The following is a 16,501-nucleotide window of genomic DNA, read 5'->3' on the forward strand; positions in this document are numbered from 1 at the left end:
GTTTTTATGCTTTCAATCGCTAAAGCACTTCTCTATTATACTACATCACAAGGCGGTTGTCAAGGGATTTTTGACAAAAAACAAGGTTTTCCACGCATATCTTCAAGCATATGAAAAGCCCCCCACGGGAAGCTGTCTCCTGTGAGGGGAATACTAAGGGCAACACCGCCGGGCCACCGGCGGATACCTTTGCACGCCATCCACTTGCAAATTTTCCGTCATATTACCCAAATTTACCTTGAAATACGTTAGTATTCCTGCGGTAAATTTAGCCAATCTGACGAAAAATTTGACTGCGTGTCTGACGTACAATGGCCCAGCGGTGTTGCCTAAGTATCTTAAAACGTTCTTCTCATCTGATACCACCTGACGCCGCCTATCACCGAGCCGTCGGATATGCCTTCGTTTACAAAACTGAATTTCTCGTAGTAGGGGATAAGCAGTTCCTTGCAGGTAAGCACGGCACCTCGTCTGCCATGGGCTCTTGCCTGCGAGAGAAAGCCCTTGATAAGCTGCCCGGCGTACCCTCTGCGCCTGTAGCCGGGGAGGGTGTTAAGGCCGAATATCATCTGCCATGCGCCGTTCTCATCGTGCAGGGCAGAGTCTGAATACATCTCGTCTGTCAGGTCTGGTGCATCGGTCACAAAGCCGTCTATGAACGAGACTATCTTGCCGCTGTCTTCACACAGCAGCAGGAAATGCTCGGGATATGCTTTGAGCCGCCCACGAAACTGCTCTTTTCCTGCCGCCTGCTCGGGCGGAAAGCAGCTGCTCTCTATCGCAGCTATCTCATCAAGGTCGTTTATATCAGCTTTACGCAATATCACGTTTACACCCCTTTTCCAAAGATAAATGTCCGCCGTCTATGCGGTAGACCGTGTCGGCATATTCGGCTGCCGCACGGTCGTGTGAAACGATGATGACCGCCGCACCGTTTGATGCCGTGTCACGGAGAAGTGTCAGCAGCAGGTGGGTGTTTTCATCATCGAGATCGTTTGTCGGCTCGTCGGCAAAGACTACTGCCGGCGAATTTATAAGCGCCCTTGCAGCAGACAGCCGCCGCAGCTCGCCGCCCGAGAGCTCATCGGGGTAGGCTTTTTCGAGCCCTGTAAGCCCTGTGAGAGCTATCAGCTCGTCTGCTTTCTGCCCGGCGTTCTCAGTCTTTGCAAGCGATGCCGGCAGGAGGATATTCTCTCTGACAGTGAGCGAAGACAAAGCGCCGTGCCCCTGGGGGATATAGCCTATATCTGAACTGCGAAAGCGTGACAGCTCGCTGTCGGAAAGCGTAAAGATATCACGCCCGTCATAGGTCACGCTGCCGCTGGTAGGTGTTATGAGCCCTGAGAGGATATTTACAAGCGTTGTCTTGCCGCTGCCCGAACGCCCTGTGATGAGCGTCACCCTGCCGCCTTCTATCCCGATATCGGCCGGGTGCAGGGCAGTCACATCACGCCTGCCTGTTTTGTAGCTTTTGCTTAAGTTTTCTGCTGTGATAGTCACCTAATCACCCTCCTTCAGTATCCTGCCGGTGTCATTGTGGCTGAGCTTGTATGCTGCGAATAAAGATGCGAGCGTGCCTGTGGCTATTACAGCAAGAGCCGCCGTAAGCGCATACACAGCCGCCTTGAAAACCCCCGGCGAGAGATATGGCAGGCCTGTTTTTTGCTCTATAAGGCTGCCGAATGGCAGCACGGCTGCACAGGCAAGCGCAAGCCCTGTGACAGCGCCCACAGCGCATACGGCAACGCTTTCCGAAAGGACGAGCGCTGCTAACTGTCTGCGTGAAAAGCCGCTTATGCGCAGGACTGCGAATTCTTTCTTCCTTGTGCTGACAAGTGATGTGAATGCCGCTGTGAGTATCACGGCTGCGAGCACCCACACTGCCGCAATGAGCACCCTGATGCCGTTTGATATGACAGAGAGCCTGTCGGCGGTCGAGGTTATCATTGAGCGTGTGCGCACAGCCTGCACGCCGTCTACCGAAAGATTTATATTCCCTGCGACCTCGCTTATATCATAGCCGTCCCTGACCTTGATGTAGACGGAGGATATAACGTCCTCGGGGCTTTGCTTTGCAAGCACGCCTATGCCTTTTTGCTGAGAGGCCTTTATAAGCGTTTTGACTGTCTCGGGGGTGGTGTATATAGCCGTGTCGAGGCCTGTGCCTGTTGCATCGAGCTTGCCTACGGCCTTGCATTCTACCCCGTAGAGCTTAAGGGTGTGCCCCACTCTTGTTGAGAGCGATGAGCCGACTATTATCTCATTCTCGCCGAGAGTGCCTGTATAGCTTTGGCGCAGCCAGGGCTTTATGGTAAAGTCGCTGTCCTCATCAAAGCCTATTATCTGAACCTGCACAGTGCAGCACTCGGCATTTGCAGAAACGAGGAAATACTGCGGCGAGACGAGCTCAACGCCGTCAATATTCGCAATCTTATCCTGCACCGACTTGTCCATATAGAAATACCCCGGCGTGCCCTGCAGGAGTATGTTTTCAAGGTCAATTTTTGCCTGTGCGTCCTCGGGGACGACTATTATATCAGCACCGAGCCGCTGCTCCAAGCTGGTAAGACCGTTTTGCAAGCTGGCCGCTGCGACCTGACCGCCGAAGATAGCCGCTGTCATGAACAGGGCTATGAGCACGAGCGCTGTTGTGCGCACCGGCTTGTGTATCAGGTTTTTGAGCGGCAGCTTTGTGATGCTCATTCTTCCTTGCCCGAGCGCAGCAGGCCTATCACCGCATCAATGCCAGAGATGACAGTGAGCACAGAGGCCGCCGCTATTACTTCGGGCTTGAATATCGTGTGGCAGCGCATGGTGTCCATCATGCACAGGTCGATCACTGTGCCGGGAATGAATATCACCGAGACTGAGACTGCGAATAAGCCAAAAGCTATGCCTGCCTTGACGCCCCTGCCGGGTATGAACACCCGGAGGAGTGACAGGAACACGAGCACTGCCGCCGAAAGTGTGACTGCATTCTGCGCCCAGTGGCAGACCATGTGTCTTTCCTCGCCGTCGCCGCACGCTTTGAAAAACGTCAGAGCCCCTATTAGCAGCACTGCTGCCGTGAGGGCTTCTGCTATGCCGAAAATGTTTCCTTTTATCTTCATTTTGTGTTGTCCTTTTATGTGTTTATATACTGCCGGCACAGACTGACAAGCTCTATACCATATCTGTCTTTGCTGTAACTCTGGTGCGGATAAAGGTGGGTCTGTGGTGATACGGTATAGCGCCTGTCGGCCTGCGCTGACAGCTTGTTTATCAGATGTTGTATTCAGGCTGCGGAAGTGCCTGTGCAAGCTCAAAGAATTCAAGTATGCTCTTTCTGAGTGCCAAAAACTCAGTTCCGCCTCTGTGTCTCGGCCTTGGCAGGTCAACGTCTATTATCTTGCTTATCTTGCCGGGGCGAGGGGTCATTATGACTATCCTGTCGCTCAGGTATATCGCCTCGTCGATGTCGTGTGTGACGAGTATCATAGTCGTGCCGTTTTCCTTCCAGAGCTCAAGCAGCTTGTCCTGTAGGTCGCTTCTTGTGAAGGAATCGAGCGCACCCATAGGCTCATCGAGCAGCAGTGCCTTAGGCTCGTTTATAAGCGCTCTTGCAATAGCCACACGCTGCGCCATGCCGCCGGATATCTGGTGGGGGTAGGATTTTTCAAAGCCGTCAAGCCCGACCATGCTGATGTATTTGCTTATCTTGTCTTTGTTTGACTTGAAGACCTTGCGTGCTTTAAGGCCGTATGAGATGTTGTTTTCCACTGTCAGCCAGGGGAACAGACCGCCCTGCTGGAATACATAGCCTCTCTCGGGAGATACGTCCTTTATCGGGTCGCCGTCTATCGTAAGACCGCCTGCCTGAGGCTTGTCAAGCCCTGCTATGAGCCGAAGCAGGGTAGTCTTGCCGCAGCCCGAAGGACCTATTATGGAGATGAATTCGCCTTTTCTGATATTTAAGGAAACGTCTCTGAGAGCCTCTACCTTGTTGCCGTCGGTATCACGGTAGATCCTTTGGACGTTTGTGATGCCTATAGTTGAGCTCATTTCTTTACCACTCCCTCCTGCCAGCGAAGCGTGCGCTTCTGGATAAGGCCTATAACATGGTTTATCAGCGAGAAAAGCACAGCCATGATGATGATAGCTGCGAGCACCTTGTAGTAAGCGCTCCATACCTTTGACTGATTGATGTAATAGCCAAGACCGCCCGGCTGGCCGAGCATCTCGCTCATTACAAGAGTTGTGAATGCCATAGCGTTTGCTGTGCATATGCCGGTGAAGATATCAGGCATAGCGTGGGGTATGGCCACATGGGTTATTAGCCCTATCTGGCCGCTGCCGAGAACACGGGCGGCCTCGTAGCTCTGCTTTGGCGTTGACTGTATGCCCTGCGCTGTAAGGAATGCTATCTGGAACCATGCGCATATAACTATAAGGAAAACTGCCGCTGTGAAGGAGTTTGGCAGAAGTGTGAGCGCAAAGGGCATCCATGCAACGGCAGGCACAACGCCTGTTATTTTGAGCACGGGGTATACCCAGTAGTAGACCTTTGGGAACCAGCCTATGAGTATGCCTGTTCCGACGCCGAGCAGTACGCCGCAGGAGAAGCCTGCCGCATAGAGTCTGAGCGAGTAGAGTGTATTCTGCACGATGTATTCGCTGTCGGCGAGGTATGCTTCTATCACCTGGGCAGGGCCGGGGAAGAAGGGCTGTGCAAAAAGCTGGAGCTTTGTGCCGCCGATATCCCATACAGCAAGTGCTATGCCGAGTGCGAAGCGGAACGCTGCCTTGCGGCTGTAGCTCTTTCTCTTGTCCTTGTTATGCAGGGAAAGTATGCCTGACCCTGCATAGAAAAGGGCAAGTGCCGACAAAACGAAAATGTATACATCGTTGATGGTGAGTGTGAATTGAAGCCCGAGGGCTGTGATAATGTATGTTTTGAATTCTACCGCCGCTTTCTGCGGAAATGCGATGTTGACTATTATCGCACCGACAAAGCCGGCGATAGTCAGCAGTATTTTCAGCGCATAGTAGCCGTTGTGTCTGTACCCCCACTGCACCTTATCTTTCTCTTTGTCTGTAGCTTTTCGTGGGGCACTGAGCCTTGCTGCTGCAGCTGTGTTCATAGTGTCTCTCCTCTCTTATGTACAGGCAGCACCGCAGACAGAGTGCGGTGCTGCCATAAAATGTTTTTACTTGTTTACGTCTACCTTCTGATAGATCTTGTCGGCAAATTCACCGGGGTCACTTTGCAGATAGCCGATGCTTGAAAGGCCGTCTACGAAATACTTGACATCGCTCTGAACGTGGCTGTCCCAGTTCTCGTCATGCTCTGCTGCCGAGGGGAAGCCGTAGCTCTTGATAAGCTCTACAGCAAGATCCTTATCCTCAATTGATGCGTAGTTTTTGTTGACGATGATGTCAACTGCTTCCTCAGGGTGCTCATAGAGCCATTCCTGAGCCTTGCGGTATGCACGAAGCAGTGCAGCTACCTCATCGGGGTTTTCTTCAAGCACCTTGTTTGATGCATAGAGGAAGCAGCAGAAGTGATCTGCGAAGTATGGGTCCTTGCCGAGGTCAAAGAGTATCTTTACATCTCCTGCCTTCTCGTGGATAGAGCCGAGCGGATCCCAGAGGGCTGCTACGTCTATCTCGCCGTTTGCCAGAGCCTCGAATTCAAGGTTGCCGTCTGAATAGGGGAGGAATGTCACATCTCCCTTGGAAGGGTCTGCCGAGATGCCGGCGTTTTCGAGCCAGAGTGAGGCCACCTGATGAGGAGTGCCGCCAATCTCGTCAACGCCTATCTTTTTGCCCTTGAGGTCATCTACCGAGTCGATGTCCGAATCAGGTCTTACTGCAAACTTGATGCAGCCCTCGTGCAGACCGTCTACTACCTTGACGTCAATACCGTTCTCTATCGACGGGAAGAACTGGAAGTCACCGTTCACTATCGGGATAGATCCGTTGTTAAGGCCTATCTTCCTTGTCTCAAAGTCAGCCGAGATAAGGTTCACGTCAAAGCCCTCCTCAGCGAAGTAGCCGTTTTCATAGGCTATGTATATAGGTGCGCCGCAAAGTGCGCCGTCCTTGCCGGGGATATCTATCTTGCCGTATTTGTAGTCGCCGCTTGCGTTGTTTGCGCTGCCGCCGGCGCTGCCTGATGCACTGCTGCCGGCCTCGCTTACCGAGCAGGAAGCGAGTGTGATAGCAGCTGCGAGTAATAATGGTAGTATCTTTTTCTTTTTCATGTTCTATTCTCCTGTCTTTTATGAAGTGAAAATGTAGTCAGTCGTTAGTGGTGATCATTTATAAAAGCCCTGCTGCCTTGAATGCCTGTTCAAGGTCAGCTATGAGGTCATCAGCATCTTCAAGGCCGGCAGATATGCGGATAAGGTTAGAGGGGATATCTGCGAGCTTGAATTCGTCCTCGTCGAGCTCGGAATGTGTGGTGTTGGGTGAGTCAACTATCAGTGAACGTGCATCGCCTAAGTTAACGTGATAGTGGAAGAGGTTTATGTTGTTGAGGAAAGCGGCTTCCTGCTCGGGGGTGCCCTTGATGCCGAAGCTGAGAACTCCGCCGCCGCCGTTTGTCAGGTGCTTGTCGGCAAGTGCCTTGAACTTGTAGCTTGCAAGGCTCGGGTGGCGTACCCACTCTACTGCCGGCGAGCTTTCGAGGTATGCTGCTATCTTTGCGGCGTTGCTGCTCTGCTTTGCAACTCTTTCAGAAAGCGTTTCAAGGCCGATGATGCCGAGATATGCGTCCTGCGGAGAGAGGGCAGCACCGAGGAGGTTGAGGTATACAAGAGTTGCTCTGAAGATGAAGAAGTTATCCGGGAAGATATCTGCCGGAGCCTTGCCTTTCAGCATTACTATCGGCTCGTAGAACTGGGGGTACTTCTCCTTGGTGTAGAGGCTCATGTCGCCGTTGTCGAGGATAAGGCCTGCGATGATGTTGCCGTGGCCTGTGAGAGCCTTTGTTGCTGAGTATACCACGATATCAGCGCCGTGCTCCAAAGGTCTGTAGAGGTAAGGTGTAGCAAGTGTGTTGTCTACAACTACCGGAACGCCGTGCTTGTGAGCCACCTCTGATATGCTGTCTATATCAAGCAGATAAGCGTTCGGGTTTGAGATGCTCTCTACATATATAGCCTTTACATCGTCTGTTATCTCTTTATCGAGCTTTTCGGGGTCGAGAACTGCATCTGTGAGCTTTATCTTTATGCCCAGCTCAGGGAAGAGCCTGTCAAATGCATCTATCGTGCCGCCGTAGAGGTAGGGGGAAGCAAGTATCGTGCCGCCCTTTGATGCGAGGTTTAAAAGTGTGTAGGAGATAGCCGCCATGCCCGAGCCGACTGCCACAGCATTCTTTGCACCGTCTAAAGCCTTTACTCTCTCTGCGAAGTAGGTCACTGTCGGGTTGCCTACTCTTGTGTAGAGATAGCCTGCTTCCTTATATGTGAAAAGGTTCTGTGCGTGCTCTGTGCTCTTGAAGTCGTAAGCTGCTGTCTGGTATATCGGGGGCGATATCGCCTGGTTGTTGTCGAGCGGGCTGTAGCCTGCCTTTATCTTTTTGGTGTCAAATCTTAGTTCTGCCATGTTGATTCCTTCCTTTCGTTTGGTCTCGTTTGGTCGGTTTGTTTTTTGGTGATTTCAGTTTAACGCAAAATGGGCAAAAGGTCAACAACAATGAGCGATAACGTTGTCATATGCGAACATGATGTGAACAGGATACCCTGCCCATAATAACAAAAGCCTGCCGTAAAAGCAGACTCGCTATGATCATATCAGACTGTTCGTGATAACGTTGTCTGTGCGCTGACAGGCGCTTTACGGGCGGTCAGCAGGCATTCCGGCAGGCAATATGTGATGAAATGCCGTGATAATAAGAATACGCTATCACAAAACGGCTTTGCTATAAACTTAGGCTATAACCTGTAATAGACAGGGTATATCAGCTTTACCTATTGACAAACGCTTGCTTATATGATATCATTATATCAATTCATAGCAAAGAGGTGTGCTTTATGACGCTGCAGCAGATAAACTATGCGCTGATGATAAGTGAATACGGCTCGATGAACAGGGCGGCTGAAAAGCTCGGTATTTCGCAGCCGACGCTGACGAGCGCTGTGAGAGAGCTTGAAAAGGAGATAGGCTGCGAAGTCTTCCTGCGCACCCACAAGGGCGCTGTTCCCACCGCCGAGGGGGAGGAGTTTTTGCAGAGCGTGGGGCAGCTTTACAGGCAGTATGAGCTTGTGTGCGAGAAATTCCTTGACAAGGACAAAAAGCGCAAGTTCGGCGTTTCGACACAGCACTACAGCTTTGCGGTGAGTGCATTTATCGAGACTGTAAGGCAGTTCGGCACGCTGGAATTCGAGTTCGCAGTCAGGGAGACAGAAACGCTCAACATCATAAAAGACGTCGGCACACTCAAAAGCGAGATAGGCGTGCTGTATATTAGTAACTACAACCGCAAGCCCATAACCAAGCTGCTTGAAGAAAATGAGCTTGCCTTTACCGGGCTTATAAAGTGCAGGGCGTATGTCTATATGTGGAAAGGGCACCCTCTTGCCGGCGAGAGCTCGATAGGCCTTGAACAGCTTGAGCCCTACCCTTGTCTTTCATTCGAGCAGAACGGCCAGAACGGTTATCTCTTTGCTGAGGAGATACTTAGCGAGAACATCTACCCCCGAATGATAAAGGCCACCGACCGTGCGGCTATGGGCGAGCTGATGAAGGAGCTAAACGGCTATACCCTATGCTCGGGCATACTCTGCGAGGAGATGAACGGCACCGACTATGTGGTAGTGCCTTTCCGTGAAGATGCTGATAACCACAACAGCATAATGGAGATAGGCTACATACACAAAAAACACGGAACACTCAGCGAGATAGGAAAGAGGTATATCGAGGAGCTCAGAAAAAGCCTTGCCAAAAACGCAAGCCCCGACCCGGAGCTTGATGATGCAGAATAGACAGATAAAGGCTGTGCAGAATACTCTCTGCGCAGCCTTTTTGCGTGTCATATCAAGTTGTTTCTCCGGGTCACTTTCTGAGCAGGTATGCCCTGCACGGCGCACCGTCGCAGCCGCCTAAGTTCAGGGGCGCTGCACTCAGAAAATAGCTGCCCTCTGTCACCTTGTCAAGCACTATGCCTTCAAGCAGCGTTATCCCACGCCCGAGCAGGATAAGATGAACCTCCTTGGGGGCGTTTTCAGGGCCTACCGTCTGGCTCTCGTTGCCGAGAAGAAGTATACCGGACTGTGCAAATACTCTCGCTGCCTCGGCGGTCACGGTGGCTTTGCCGGCTATGAGTATGCGCTTGTCAGCCTTTGCGGCACGGGCTTTTTTCATAATGCTTTTGGCATTTGCAGCTGTCACATCGCCCTCATGCCTTGCGACATAGCACATACCTACATATGGCACGAGCCCCATTTCATCGACAGTCTTCCCCTCGGTGAGAAAGTGGAAGGGTGCGTCGATATGTGTGCCGTTGTGGGCGCACATGGCAAGGTTTGTGAGGTTGCAGACATCACCGTCGGCAGTGCTCATAGCCCTTTCCATGACAGGCTGATCGTCCCCCGGGAAGACCTTGCAGGAAAACACCTCCTGCGAGATATCTATTATCTTCATATTAACTCCTTATGCATTCATTTCTTTTGCACGCTTTCTCAGCGCTTCAAAATCAAGCCCGAACTTCTTGAAAATCGTGTCAGCGTAGCTGTGATCTCCCGGCAGGCCTTTGACTATCTTGTAAAGCCGCTTGCCCGAGCTCTCATTGACAGACACGGTGATGCTCTCTATCCTGGTGTTGAGCCCTTCCTTGTCGTTCAGCTTAAGCGCCTTGGGTGCGATATCGACAAGGTGCGTTGCAAAAACGCCCCTGACACCGAGCATCGAGAATACCTCGACCAGCGACACGGCGATATCGACGCATTCCTTCGGGGTGGTGCTCTGGATAGATTCGTTCATAAGCAGCAGGCTGTGATTGGTGATAGTGTCTGATATCTCCTTGAACTGCTTTATCTCGCTCGTAAAGCGTGAAGCATCTATCCCCTTCTGCTCCTCCTTTGGGAAGTGGGTGTATATCATATCGCATGGGGATATCTCGCACTCGCTCGCCGGAACATAGAGCCCTGCCTGCGCCATGAGCTGGCAAAGCCCCACAGCACGCACAAAGGTCGTCTTGCCGCCGTTGTTTGCACCTGTGAGAATGTAGAAGCCTGCGTTCTCATCAAAGGTGATGTCATTGGTTATGACCTCACGCTGCTCCTTGTGGGATATGTTGTAGATAGCCGCCTCGCTGAAATAAATGGGGTCAAATATCCCCTTTATGACAGCACGGCGCTCGCTTTTTGCAAGTATCTTCGGGCGGCACATATCAAGCCCCTTGGAGCGTGCGCTTTTTATAAGAGCGATGATGCCCATGTAGAAATCGAGCTGATATTCTATCGAGTACACGTCCTTGAAGCCTATGGCCTTGTAGTCATCAAGCGCATCGTCAATGAGCTCGACATACTTTTTCGTTATAAAATCAAGCTCCTCGAAAAGCGCTTTTTCGTAGGTGTTTACTACCCTGTCCTTGCTGTTTTTGTCGTTGCCCTCGTAGGTGTAGCGCTGCTTCAGTGCGCCCATGACGTTCTTGTCGCTGAACTTTGCGCCGTGGTAGATTATGCGGTCAAGCACGGTGGGCTTCTGGATGTATTCCTTGTCGCAAACCTCGACTATGCCGGCCGACACAGGCTTCAGGTCTTCATCAAGGTTTATTGCGACGACTATGCTCTTTATCCTGTTTTTGATAGTTCTTCTTAGCTCTGCTACGTCCTCGCAGAGTGACTTGTAGTTCTTGTCATTATAGCAGCGCTCAAAGAAGCCGAGCATCTTTTTCACACCCTGCGAGCGTGCGCTGTTTCCCTTTCTCTCGTTGAACTCATGCATATACTCTATGCACTCGATATACGCCTCAAACGATGTGACTGCCGAATCAAGCGTAGTGAACGAGGTGGGGGAGGATATCTTGTAGATATTCTCCTTATCGTTGTCTATGAGTATGCGCACTATCTTTTTGAGCATATCAGCAAGCTCCGGCATACCGATAAGGTCATCTATAATGTCGAGCCTGTAATTTATCGTTTCCTCGTCATCGCACAGCTCGGTAAGTATCTGCTGCATCTTGTAAGCGTTTGAATTGCAGATCAGCTTTGCAAGCGTTTCGAGCATCATGTCATTTACAAGCTGCTCGGTCTGGCCGCTTGTTTTTGCGTAGCGCTTTCTTGCTAAGTCACGTTTTTCGTTTGAGGGGTAGAGAAGGTCGATAAGAGGTGCTTTTTCAAAAACTGTCTCGGGTCTCATGCTGTTTTCCTTTATCAGAGCTCAGCGTGTGCTGCTATCTTGTAGATGCTCTCGACATCGTTTCTGTCAAGCTCCATAAAGCCTGCACGCTTGCCGTCACCTATGCCGAGCTTGTCGATAAGTGTGGGGATATCCTCCTCCTTGGCACCGAGCTCGGTGAAGTTTATGGGCATACCTATGCTGTGCAAAAAGCTCCTGAATGCCTTTATGCCCTCAAGTGCAGTAGCCTCGGGGTCAGCGAAGTTCATATTGCAGCCGAACACACGGGTAGCCATCTGGCAGAAGCGCATAACATCGTGATTGTGAACATACTCCATCCATGCAGGCATGATAACAGCAAGGCCTGCACCGTGAGCCACGTCATAAAGACCGGAGAGCTCGTGTTCGAGCCCGTGTGAGTTCCAGTCCTGCGCACGGCCTACACCTACTATATTATTGTGTGCGACCATGCCTGCCCACATGATGTTTGCTCTTGCCTCGTAGTTGTCGGGGTCTTTGATAACACGGGGAGTTTCCTTTACCATAGTAAGCAGCACAGCCTCGCAGAGCCTGTCGGTTATCTCTACTTCCTTGGTGTTGGTGAAATATCTTTCAAAGACGTGTGCCATGATATCAGTAGCGCCGCAGGCTGTCTGATATGCAGGGAGCGTCTGTGTGAGTGCAGGGTCAAGCACTGAGAACTTAGGGCGTATAAGGTCTGAGCCTGTGCCACGCTTAAGCATACCGTCCTCTTTGGTGATGACAGAGTTGCCCGAGCCCTCGCTGCCTGCTGCTGCGATAGTGAGCACTGTGCCGACAGGCAGAGCCTTTTCGATGCCTGCCTTGCCGCTGTAGAAATCCCAGAAATCGCCGTCATATACCGAGCCGATAGCTATGGCCTTCGCTGAGTCGATTGTCGAGCCGCCGCCTACTGCGAGGATAAAGTCTATCCCCTCGCTCTTGACAAGCTCTATGCCCTTGTAAACGAGCGTGTCACGGGGGTTTGGCCTTACGCCGCCGAGCTCTGCAAAGCCTACGCCGCTTTTGGTGAGAGAAGCCTTTACCCTGTCGATAAGGCCGCTTTTTACAGCCGAGCCGCCGCCGTAGTGGATAAGCACCTTGCTGCCGCCGTACTTTCTGACAAGTTCTCCGCACTCGCTCTCTCTGCCTTTACCAAAGACAAACTCTGTCGGGCTGTAAAAATTGAAGTCTAACATAACTATCATTCCTTTCGGTTTTTTATGGTTTGATTTATTATAGCATTTTTAATTGTGTAAGTCAACTGAAAATCCTATCATAAATATGATTTTTTCAAAGGCCGGGGAATAAAAAAGCCCCCTTGAAAACCAAGGAGGCGTTTTGTCAGTCTTCATAATGCCCTTTGCAGGAGGCTATCCACAAGCTGCCGTCAACTATGTTGTAAACAAGCCTGTTTGCGTGGTCTATGTGCCTGCTCCAGCCCTTTCGGTATCTTAGCGGCTCTGGGTGACCTATACCCTTTGAAAGACCGTTTCGCTCGATATCCTTTATCAGTTCGTTTATCTTTCTGACTACCTTTTTGTCGGTCTGCTGCCAGTAAAGATATTCGTCCCACACAATATCGCTCCACAGCTTATTCATCGTCATCGGCCTCTATGAGCTCGTGCTGCCGCCCGCTTCCTGCTTCAAGCTGGTCAAAGGCTCTGTCTATCTTCGCAAGATACTCGGCGTTTCTCAGGGCTTTCATTATGCTGTTATACTGTTCAAGGCTCATGATGACAACATTTTTTTCATTCTTCCTTGTGACTATTACAGTCTCGTCCTCGTCAGTTGCACGGTCGCAATAGTCTTTCAGATTATTTCTGATAGTAGAATAATTAACTGCTAACATACTCATCATTCCTTTCTTGTTCAATATATTGTGCAATTTCTTGTTCAATATTATTATATCACATTTTTCTGAAAATGTCAATATCTATTATTGCAAACACAAAAGCCCGAAAGCACAACGCCTTCGGGCTGATAACTCAAATAATATAGAACCACTCTGCCTCCTCATCGATGCTGCACTGCTCGACGGGGTGTTTTGAGTCGTAGTTGTAGCGGAGCTCCTGGTTTTTGATGCTTACCTTTGCTCCGGCTGCTATGCTCTTGGTGATAAATGCGTTACCGCCTATGACAACGTCACGGCCTATCACCGTGTCGCCGCCTAAGATAGACGCACCTGAATAGATAGTCACGTTGTCCATGATAGTCGGGTGGCGCTTTTTGTTTCTTAAGCTCTGGCCGCCTCTTGTCGAGAGAGCGCCGAGTGTAACGCCCTGATATATCTTTACATTGTCGCCTATCTCGGTCGTTTCGCCTATAACTATGCCCGTGCCGTGGTCGATAAAGAAATACTTGCCGATAGATGCACCGGGGTGGATGTCTATACCGGTCAGGCTGTGTGCGTGCTCGGTCATTATCCTCGGTATCATAGGCACACCGAGCAGAAACAGCTCGTGAGCTATGCGGTTTACGAAAATAGCGTAAAGCCCGGGGTAGGAGTAGATTATCTCGTCCTTGTTGAATGCTGCCGGGTCGCCGTCAAAGCCTGCCTGAACGTCCGTCTCAATGAATTCCCTTATCTTGGGTATGCGCTCTAAGAATTCAAGGGCGAGCTCTGCTGCCTTGTCTGTTTTGCCGTCGCAGTCAAGGTCTGCGTATTTCTCGTCAAATCCAAGTACAGAGGCTATCTGCCTTTTGAGGTTGAACATCACGTCCTCCAGTAGCATAGAGAGCCCCGAGCGCCTTGTGTAGACCTTGTAGGTGTAGTTTTTGAAATGCCCCGGGAATACGATTATCTGCAGCTTGTTTATCATGTCGATTATGACCTTCTTGTCGGGCTGGTCGTATGGGCATGAAGCGTCTATCGTTCTTCCCTTTGAGTAATCATCGAGTATCGTCGATGTGAGTTCTGTTATCTTCTGCGATATCGTCTCATCGCACATGGGTATCACCGCCTGTTTGATTTAATGCACAATGCACAATGCATAATGCACAATGAATGTATCGGTGCTGCGCACCGATGAGATGCCCATTCGGGCAAGTTTTTATGATCCGTCCTGAGTAAGCAGGACACCTCACCTGTTACTTGTTACCTGAAAATTACTCGCTCGCTCTGACTATCGCTGCGATTATGCTTGCCGTAGTCTCGTAGCCGAGCTTGCCGCTGTCTATACACAGGTCATAGCTTGATTTGTCGCCCCAGACCTTGTTTGTGTTGCATTCGTAGTAGAAGGCACGCTTTTTGTCAAAGCGCTTTATCACCTGCTCGACCTCGTCCTGAGAGATGCCGTATTTGCGGATAGCGTTGTCCATTCTCTTTTCCATGTCCGAGTAGATGTAAACGTGCAGCGTGCGAACTCTGTTTCTGAGCACCGAGTCAGCGCATCTGCCGACAAATACTACGGTAGGCTCTTTTTCAGCTATCTCGCATATTATCTCACCCTCAGCGTGGAACACAGCTTCTGTCAGGTCACGGTGCTTGCTGCCGAAAAGCGAAGATATCGGCGAGTGCAGGGGGCTTATTACCTCCTCCTCGTACTTTTCAAATTCCTCACGGCTGATGCCGCTGCGCTCTATAGCCATGTCTACAAGCTCGTGGTCGTAGCATTTGGCCTGTAACTTCTTTGCTACCATAGCGCCTATCTCACTTCCGCCGGAAGCGTACTGTCTGCCTATACATACTGCTTTTATCCTTCCCATATTCTTTTCCCTTTCCTGCTATATGCAATGTACGATAAAGGTGCTGATCGCTGCTTTGTTATTTACCGCTCTCATTCTTTTCCTTTTTCTTCTTCATAACTATGATGACAACTATTATCACAACGATAACAACGATAATAGCTATCCATATGAATATGCAAAGCCCCAAAGGCTGCGGACAGAAGCCGCAAAGCGAGCACTTGTCGTCCTTTTCCTTTTCCTTTTCCTTGTCCTCGGTTTTTTTCTCCTTGACGGTCGTGGTGGTCTCTGCCACGCTCTCATCATCGGGGGCGGAGCTTTCGACCACGCTGTCGGGCTCTACCTGCATATCTACAGCGCCAAAGGTCAGCACCTCGGAGTATTCGGAGTAGAAATCCTCAAGCTCGGGCTGCGAGATGCGGTATCTTGCACGCAGCTCTATGGGGGTGTCCTTTTCTACCTTGCCTTCGGCGTTTGCAAGTGCCTGGAGTGCTGCGGTCATATCGCCCGCCTTGATTATCCAGTCACCCTGTAAGCTTATCCATTCCTCTGTTCCTGCGACCCTTGCCTCTACCTCGAGGGATATGCCGCCCTGTGTGCCGCTTACCTGTGCTGCCTGTGCGGCGAGCTTGTCATCAACATCGAGCTTGAACGCTATCACGGGGAAACCGTTGAAGTCCTCATCGGTGTATTTAAGGTCGCTTACCTTGGGTGCTGCAACGTCGCCTTCCTTTAAGGGCTCAGCCGATGCTGCATCCTTGCCTATGGCGGCTATGTCCGACCAGTCAGAGGTCGCCTTTATATCCTTAGCATCGTCGCCCAAGGTGCGCAAAGTCACAAGCCAGCGCACACGGGTGTATATGGTGTGGTTTTCAAGGTCAATCTTGGCGTTCGTTTCGTCTTCGTTTTTGACCTTTGTGTACTGGTCGGGCTTTAGCACATCGCCCCAGCCCTTGTAATCGTCGCTGCCCTCGTGGTGGCCGTACCAGCGTGTGTCCTCAGGGTCGTCTATGTTGCCCATATAGCGGAATATCCACTCACTCATCGTTGTCTCGGCGGAGTAGCTTTGAGCTGTATAAGCCCATTCGCCGAGGTGCTGATGAAAGTCCTTGTCATAGCCATCGGTTATCCAGTATTCATCGACCTTCCAATCGTCCTGTGAATCTATCGACCAGTCTATCTGCGCGGTTATCCACACATCGTCATAGCCGAGGCCGTTTATCTCTTTGAGCCAGTTGTCATAGTCCGACTCCTTGCGCGATGACCATTCGCTCATAGCGTTGCTCTGCGAGTAGTGTATCTCGATAGTGTTTTCCGAGTCGTTGCCGTTTAAGCAGATCATCGACACGTTCTCCGGGCGTGTCAGATCAAAGGGGATAGGGTTCTCCTTTTCGGCTGATGCTGTAAAAGGCACAGCCCCGAGAGCCAAAGCTGTTGCTGCTGCGAGAGATATTAGACGCTTCTTCATGAT

At 50.8% G+C, this 16,501-nt stretch carries 17 protein-coding genes; 1 reads left to right on the plus strand and 16 read right to left on the minus strand.

Features of this window, described 5'->3' with window-relative positions:
• Positions 1–338: 338 nt before the first annotated feature.
• From CD05_RS0116265 to CD05_RS0116300, 8 genes are all read right to left on the minus strand, one after another.
• Positions 339–827, minus strand: coding sequence for a GNAT family N-acetyltransferase (locus tag CD05_RS0116265; RefSeq protein ID WP_028511370.1), 489 nt, complete (start codon positions 825–827; stop codon positions 339–341).
• On the minus strand, positions 814–1,500 hold the full coding sequence (locus CD05_RS0116270; RefSeq protein ID WP_028511371.1) for an ABC transporter ATP-binding protein: 687 nt from the start codon (positions 1,498–1,500) through the stop codon (positions 814–816). Before CD05_RS0116270 ends, CD05_RS0116265 begins: the two co-directional genes overlap by 14 nt.
• Complete coding sequence (locus CD05_RS0116275) at positions 1,501–2,703, minus strand: ABC transporter permease (protein WP_028511372.1); 1,203 nt, start codon at positions 2,701–2,703, stop codon at positions 1,501–1,503.
• Complete coding sequence (locus CD05_RS0116280; protein ID WP_051589089.1) at positions 2,700–3,110, minus strand: DUF4418 family protein; 411 nt, start codon at positions 3,108–3,110, stop codon at positions 2,700–2,702. The genes CD05_RS0116275 and CD05_RS0116280 overlap by 4 nt, the downstream gene beginning before the upstream one ends.
• A 151-nt stretch (positions 3,111–3,261) precedes the next feature.
• Complete coding sequence (locus tag CD05_RS0116285; protein ID WP_028511374.1) at positions 3,262–4,041, minus strand: ABC transporter ATP-binding protein; 780 nt, start codon at positions 4,039–4,041, stop codon at positions 3,262–3,264.
• Complete coding sequence (locus CD05_RS0116290) at positions 4,038–5,120, minus strand: ABC transporter permease (RefSeq protein WP_028511375.1); 1,083 nt, start codon at positions 5,118–5,120, stop codon at positions 4,038–4,040. Before CD05_RS0116290 ends, CD05_RS0116285 begins: the two co-directional genes overlap by 4 nt.
• A 66-nt stretch (positions 5,121–5,186) precedes the next feature.
• Entirely contained in the window at positions 5,187–6,242 is a 1,056-nt protein-coding gene (locus tag CD05_RS0116295) for an ABC transporter substrate-binding protein (protein ID WP_028511376.1), read from the minus strand.
• 58 nt (positions 6,243–6,300) lie between these two features.
• A complete protein-coding gene (locus CD05_RS0116300) occupies positions 6,301–7,590 on the minus strand; it encodes an aminotransferase class I/II-fold pyridoxal phosphate-dependent enzyme (RefSeq protein ID WP_028511377.1) in 1,290 nt (429 codons plus the stop codon).
• A 428-nt stretch (positions 7,591–8,018) separates the two neighbouring features.
• Between CD05_RS0116300 and CD05_RS0116305 the strand changes: the two genes are divergently transcribed.
• Positions 8,019–8,969 carry a LysR family transcriptional regulator gene (locus CD05_RS0116305; protein WP_028511378.1) on the plus strand — a complete coding sequence of 317 codons (951 nt, stop codon included), beginning with the start codon at positions 8,019–8,021 and terminating at the stop codon, positions 8,967–8,969.
• A gap of 70 nt (positions 8,970–9,039) precedes the next feature.
• Here CD05_RS0116305 and CD05_RS0116310 read toward each other — a convergent pair whose 3' ends face one another.
• From CD05_RS0116310 to CD05_RS0116345, 8 genes are all read right to left on the minus strand, one after another.
• Positions 9,040–9,627: a cyclase family protein gene (locus CD05_RS0116310; protein WP_028511379.1), complete on the minus strand. Its 588-nt coding sequence runs from the start codon at positions 9,625–9,627 to the stop codon at positions 9,040–9,042.
• Between the two features lie 9 nt (positions 9,628–9,636).
• Entirely contained in the window at positions 9,637–11,346 is a 1,710-nt protein-coding gene (locus CD05_RS0116315) for a DNA mismatch repair protein MutS (RefSeq protein WP_028511380.1), read from the minus strand.
• Between the two features lie 14 nt (positions 11,347–11,360).
• Positions 11,361–12,542, minus strand: a complete 1,182-nt coding sequence (locus CD05_RS0116320) for an iron-containing alcohol dehydrogenase (RefSeq protein ID WP_028511381.1) — start codon at positions 12,540–12,542, stop codon at positions 11,361–11,363.
• A gap of 145 nt (positions 12,543–12,687) precedes the next feature.
• Positions 12,688–12,945: a Txe/YoeB family addiction module toxin gene (locus CD05_RS0116325; RefSeq protein ID WP_028511382.1), complete on the minus strand. Its 258-nt coding sequence runs from the start codon at positions 12,943–12,945 to the stop codon at positions 12,688–12,690.
• Positions 12,938–13,195 (minus strand): type II toxin-antitoxin system Phd/YefM family antitoxin, encoded by a 258-nt coding sequence (locus tag CD05_RS0116330; RefSeq protein WP_028511383.1) that lies wholly within the window; start codon positions 13,193–13,195, stop codon positions 12,938–12,940. Before CD05_RS0116330 ends, CD05_RS0116325 begins: the two co-directional genes overlap by 8 nt.
• 136 nt (positions 13,196–13,331) lie before the next feature.
• Positions 13,332–14,294, minus strand: coding sequence for a serine acetyltransferase (locus CD05_RS0116335; protein WP_028511384.1), 963 nt, complete (start codon positions 14,292–14,294; stop codon positions 13,332–13,334).
• A gap of 157 nt (positions 14,295–14,451) precedes the next feature.
• Positions 14,452–15,051: a cytidylate kinase-like family protein gene (locus CD05_RS0116340; protein WP_028511385.1), complete on the minus strand. Its 600-nt coding sequence runs from the start codon at positions 15,049–15,051 to the stop codon at positions 14,452–14,454.
• A 58-nt stretch (positions 15,052–15,109) separates the two neighbouring features.
• On the minus strand, positions 15,110–16,498 hold the full coding sequence (locus CD05_RS0116345; RefSeq protein WP_028511386.1) for a hypothetical protein: 1,389 nt from the start codon (positions 16,496–16,498) through the stop codon (positions 15,110–15,112).
• Positions 16,499–16,501 lie beyond the last annotated feature (3 nt).

This window comes from Ruminococcus sp. NK3A76 (assembly GCF_000686125.1).
Classification (GTDB): Bacteria; Bacillota; Clostridia; order Oscillospirales; family Ruminococcaceae; genus NK3A76.

Excerpts from the sequence above, each read along its gene's own strand:
- CD05_RS0116275 (WP_028511372.1), bottom strand. The coding sequence starts at position 2,703 with ATGAGCATCACAAAGCTGCCGCTCAAAAACCTGATACACAAGCCGGTG.
- CD05_RS0116280 (WP_051589089.1), bottom strand. The coding sequence starts at position 3,110 with ATGAAGATAAAAGGAAACATTTTCGGCATAGCAGAAGCCCTCACGGCA.
- CD05_RS0116285 (WP_028511374.1), bottom strand. The coding sequence starts at position 4,041 with ATGAGCTCAACTATAGGCATCACAAACGTCCAAAGGATCTACCGTGAT.
- CD05_RS0116290 (WP_028511375.1), bottom strand. The coding sequence starts at position 5,120 with ATGAACACAGCTGCAGCAGCAAGGCTCAGTGCCCCACGAAAAGCTACA.
- CD05_RS0116295 (WP_028511376.1), bottom strand. The coding sequence starts at position 6,242 with ATGAAAAAGAAAAAGATACTACCATTATTACTCGCAGCTGCTATCACA.
- CD05_RS0116300 (WP_028511377.1), bottom strand. The coding sequence starts at position 7,590 with ATGGCAGAACTAAGATTTGACACCAAAAAGATAAAGGCAGGCTACAGC.
- CD05_RS0116305 (WP_028511378.1), top strand. The coding sequence starts at position 8,019 with ATGACGCTGCAGCAGATAAACTATGCGCTGATGATAAGTGAATACGGC.
- CD05_RS0116310 (WP_028511379.1), bottom strand. The coding sequence starts at position 9,627 with ATGAAGATAATAGATATCTCGCAGGAGGTGTTTTCCTGCAAGGTCTTC.
- CD05_RS0116315 (WP_028511380.1), bottom strand. The coding sequence starts at position 11,346 with ATGAGACCCGAGACAGTTTTTGAAAAAGCACCTCTTATCGACCTTCTC.
- CD05_RS0116320 (WP_028511381.1), bottom strand. The coding sequence starts at position 12,542 with ATGTTAGACTTCAATTTTTACAGCCCGACAGAGTTTGTCTTTGGTAAA.
- CD05_RS0116325 (WP_028511382.1), bottom strand. The coding sequence starts at position 12,945 with ATGAATAAGCTGTGGAGCGATATTGTGTGGGACGAATATCTTTACTGG.
- CD05_RS0116330 (WP_028511383.1), bottom strand. The coding sequence starts at position 13,195 with ATGTTAGCAGTTAATTATTCTACTATCAGAAATAATCTGAAAGACTAT.
- CD05_RS0116335 (WP_028511384.1), bottom strand. The coding sequence starts at position 14,294 with ATGTGCGATGAGACGATATCGCAGAAGATAACAGAACTCACATCGACG.
- CD05_RS0116340 (WP_028511385.1), bottom strand. The coding sequence starts at position 15,051 with ATGGGAAGGATAAAAGCAGTATGTATAGGCAGACAGTACGCTTCCGGC.
- CD05_RS0116345 (WP_028511386.1), bottom strand. The coding sequence starts at position 16,498 with ATGAAGAAGCGTCTAATATCTCTCGCAGCAGCAACAGCTTTGGCTCTC.